At 36.7% G+C, this 3263-nt stretch carries 5 protein-coding genes; all 5 read left to right on the forward strand.

Features of this window, described 5'->3' with window-relative positions:
• Positions 1-148 precede the first annotated feature (148 nt).
• Positions 149-763 carry a hypothetical protein gene (locus PPOP_RS19500; protein ID WP_148277942.1) on the forward strand — a complete coding sequence of 205 codons (615 nt, stop codon included), beginning with the start codon at positions 149-151 and terminating at the stop codon, positions 761-763.
• Positions 741-1115, forward strand: a complete 375-nt coding sequence (locus tag PPOP_RS13255; RefSeq protein WP_006287021.1) for an ASCH domain-containing protein — start codon at positions 741-743, stop codon at positions 1113-1115. The genes PPOP_RS19500 and PPOP_RS13255 overlap by 23 nt, the downstream gene beginning before the upstream one ends.
• A 631-nt stretch (positions 1116-1746) precedes the next feature.
• A complete protein-coding gene (locus PPOP_RS22815) occupies positions 1747-1917 on the forward strand; it encodes a hypothetical protein (protein WP_006287024.1) in 171 nt (56 codons plus the stop codon).
• The gene (locus PPOP_RS13260; RefSeq protein WP_052516622.1) at positions 1914-2753 is read left to right on the forward strand and encodes a tyrosine-type recombinase/integrase; all 840 of its coding nucleotides are present in this window, start codon (positions 1914-1916) and stop codon (positions 2751-2753) included. The genes PPOP_RS22815 and PPOP_RS13260 overlap by 4 nt, the downstream gene beginning before the upstream one ends.
• Positions 2754-2850: 97 nt before the next feature.
• Positions 2851-3263, forward strand: a 413-nt coding sequence (locus tag PPOP_RS13265) for an IS110 family transposase (protein ID WP_006287026.1), incomplete at its 3' end; no start/stop codon positions are given.

A 3263-nucleotide genomic window follows, 5' to 3' on the forward strand; every position in this document is an offset into this window, starting at 1 on the left:
CTGATCAATCAACGACCACGAAAATGTTTGGGCTGGAAGTCCGCTCACGAATCCTTTGCAGAGGAACTGTCGCACTTGGCTTGACAATCCGTCGTACGGTTTTATTAATAAATCAGTTAAGCAATCAACTACAGGCCAAGAATTAGTATTGACTAAGACGCTTGAAAGCACTGTAGGTCATATTCTGCAAGATTATCCTTTAGTCTGCTCAAAAGGGAAACGAAAGCACTTATTAGCAGTAAAGCCCGTATATCACACGAAGTTGTTTCCGGATTCTATTCTTCGTAATGAGAGCTTTGATATAATTAAAGATGTATCTCATACTAACAGTATTCATAAGGTGTATATTGCTTCAATGCCTGGACTTGCAACTGTAAGACCAGGTGACTTGATTGTAATCTATAGAACAAAAACGGAAAACACAAAAGCATGGTATACCTCGGTAGCAACATCTATCTGCGTTGTAGAGGAGATGAAGCATCGAAGAGATTTTGCAAATATACAGGAGTTTCTTAAGTATTGTAAAGATTACTCTGTATTTTCAACTCAGGATTTACAGTATTATTGGAATAAACCTGGTAACGTATACATTTTAAAAATGACTTATAATATAGCGTTAAGAAGAAGATTAAATCAACAGAGATTGGTGGAGGAAGTAGGCCTATCTAAAGATAACTATTGGGGCTACTTCACTCTTAATGATCAAGAATTTGAACAGATTTTAATAAAAGGTGATGTATATGAAAGTCTTGTTATCGATTAAACCCGAATTCGTTGAAAAAATATTTAGCGGTGAAAAGAAATATGAGTATCGAAAATCAATTTTCAAGAAAGAGAATATTGATACAGTTGTAGTTTACTCTACGATGCCTGAAGGGAAAATAGTAGGTGAATTCAAAATAGAAACCATAATCGCTAACCGTCCCGATATATTATGGGAAAAGACGAAAGATGCTTCAGGCATAAGCAATCTATATTTTAAAAAATACTTTGAAAACAGAGTAGAAGGTTACGCAATTAAAATTTCAGATCCTGTGCTTTATGATAAACCAATTGATCCCAAATCAGAATACAAGTCTTTTCATGCACCTCAATCTTTTTGTTATATCAATTGAAAAGTAGAGTGATTTATAGATGAATAACATCATATTCGTTTCTGGTGTACATGGGGTAGGGAAAACACAATTTTGTCGTGAACTGACTAATGATTATCAACTAATTCATCATACTGCAAGTCTACTAATCGCATCTAAAAAACAAAAACACTTTGATATTAGTAAGAGAGTAAGTCACATCACTGAAAATCAAGACTATTTAATCGAAGCCATTATATCATCTTATTGACTGACGACGAAGCACAAATCCACTCCAGGCTAGTTAAGAGAGACTCGATTGCATCTATTGATATTGATATGATAAGAAAACTACAGCAAGAAGAATTAATATTCGCGCAAGAAATTTCGAATATGCTCCATATTCCTTTATGTATTTATCGAGTTACAGACAACAACCGAGTCGATATTGATGACTTCATCGAGAAACTAACTATAGAAGAAAAGTGATAGTAATTCATACGAAAACCTTTTGTTGTTGTGGGGGATGGTTATCCCTCTGACACTTGGTTTCTCCCCAACCAACATCTTTTATCTGGCGAACGTCTATAAACTAGGTATTTACTAATAATTACGTAAAATACAAATTTGACGAAATTTATTATAAGATAACCGGTTGTGGAGGTAACATGGCATGGATAAGCAAACAAAGTTCCATTATATGAAACGGATTGATGAGAAGCTTTCTGACTTACTGTTTTTGGCAATCGAAAAGTGCCGAGTTTTGCAGCCAAGCAATTTTATCAATATACAGCAACAAGTAAGGTTTATGCATAGGTTTGACATGGAGCCTCTATGGGCATGATTCCCTGCGAAGGGGCGAAGCCACAGGCTTCGCAGAGACCAGTAAGCCTATCATGCCCATCACTCCATATCAAACCAGGCTACTTTTACTGCATAAGCAATTGCTGCAAAACTGAGCACATCTACCCTGCAACAAACAACTTACCTTGGTATGTTACAGAATACATAGATAGCCGTAAGAGGAAACTGTCACACACCACTCTCCTTAACTATACCCATGATTTTATTATCTTTTTTGATTGGATGGTAACGGACTGTTTTGTAGCTGACCACCGAAAAAATGTATCACTTGACGCTTTAGAAAAGTTAACAGTCCGGGACATTGAGAACTTTCTCACTTATCTTGAATATCAAACAGGAAACAGCAGAATCACCATTAATCGAAAAATTTCAGCCCTCAAATCGCTGTTTGATTACTTACAAAATAAAGCTGAAACCACCGATTTAAAGCCATATCTATTGCGCAATGTCATGGCTAAGGTAGAACTAAATTCAGTTAAAGAAAGCCAAGAAACAGTTGCAAACAGAATAGGCGGAACCCTATTAAGAGATGATGACTTTGATTCCTTTCGTGAATTTGTATCGCATGGTTATGGTCAAAAATATAAAGATAATAAAAGGATGCACCGATTTCATCAACACAATCGGGAACGTGATACTGCGATTATTTCACTAATATTAGGATCAGGACTCCGTTTATCAGAAGTCGCCGGTTGTAATCTAGAAGATCTAGATCTAAAAAACAACTTGATACGAGTCACTAGAAAAGGGAATAAAGAACAATTTGTATATTTTAGCGATCAGGCATTTAATGATATAATGGAGCAATTCCTGTAATGAATGAATTCGAGGTTTGAACAAAAAGAGCGTCTCCTGTATGCTGGGTCTGGAATGGGAAACATTCACTGCCCTAATTAGAAGGAGGACGCTCAATATGAAGTATAAACAAAAAATGAAGATGAATCAACGTATTGAACAAATTACCGAATCCACTTTGGTGGTAGGTGCAGACATTGCAAAGGAATTGCATGTAGCTCGAGCCATAGATTTCCGAGGAATTGAGATCGCAAATGAATGTGTTTTTAGCAATAATAACACGGGATTTGAGGCTCTCTTGTTGTGGATGAAGGAACTGCAGGAAATCACAGGGAAAACACAAGTAATCCTTGGTGTTGAGCCTACGGGCCATTACTGGTTCACACTGGCGGAGTTTCTACAGCAACATGGAATCAAGCTGGTTCTAGTGAATCCGCATCATGTGAACAGAACCAAAGAATTAGAAGATAATTCACCAACGAAGAACGACTACAAAGATGCCAAGGTCATTGCAGATCTTGTCCGTAACGG

This window comes from Paenibacillus popilliae ATCC 14706 (assembly GCF_000315235.1).
Classification (GTDB): domain Bacteria; phylum Bacillota; class Bacilli; order Paenibacillales; family Paenibacillaceae; genus Paenibacillus_B; species Paenibacillus_B popilliae.

Coding starts and splice junctions, on each gene's coding strand:
- PPOP_RS22815 (WP_006287024.1), top strand. CDS start 1,747: ATGGATAAGCAAACAAAGTTCCATTATATGAAACGGATTGATGAGAAG.
- PPOP_RS13255 (WP_006287021.1), top strand. CDS start 741: ATGAAAGTCTTGTTATCGATTAAACCCGAATTCGTTGAAAAAATATTT.
- PPOP_RS13260 (WP_052516622.1), top strand. CDS start 1,914: ATGATTCCCTGCGAAGGGGCGAAGCCACAGGCTTCGCAGAGACCAGTA.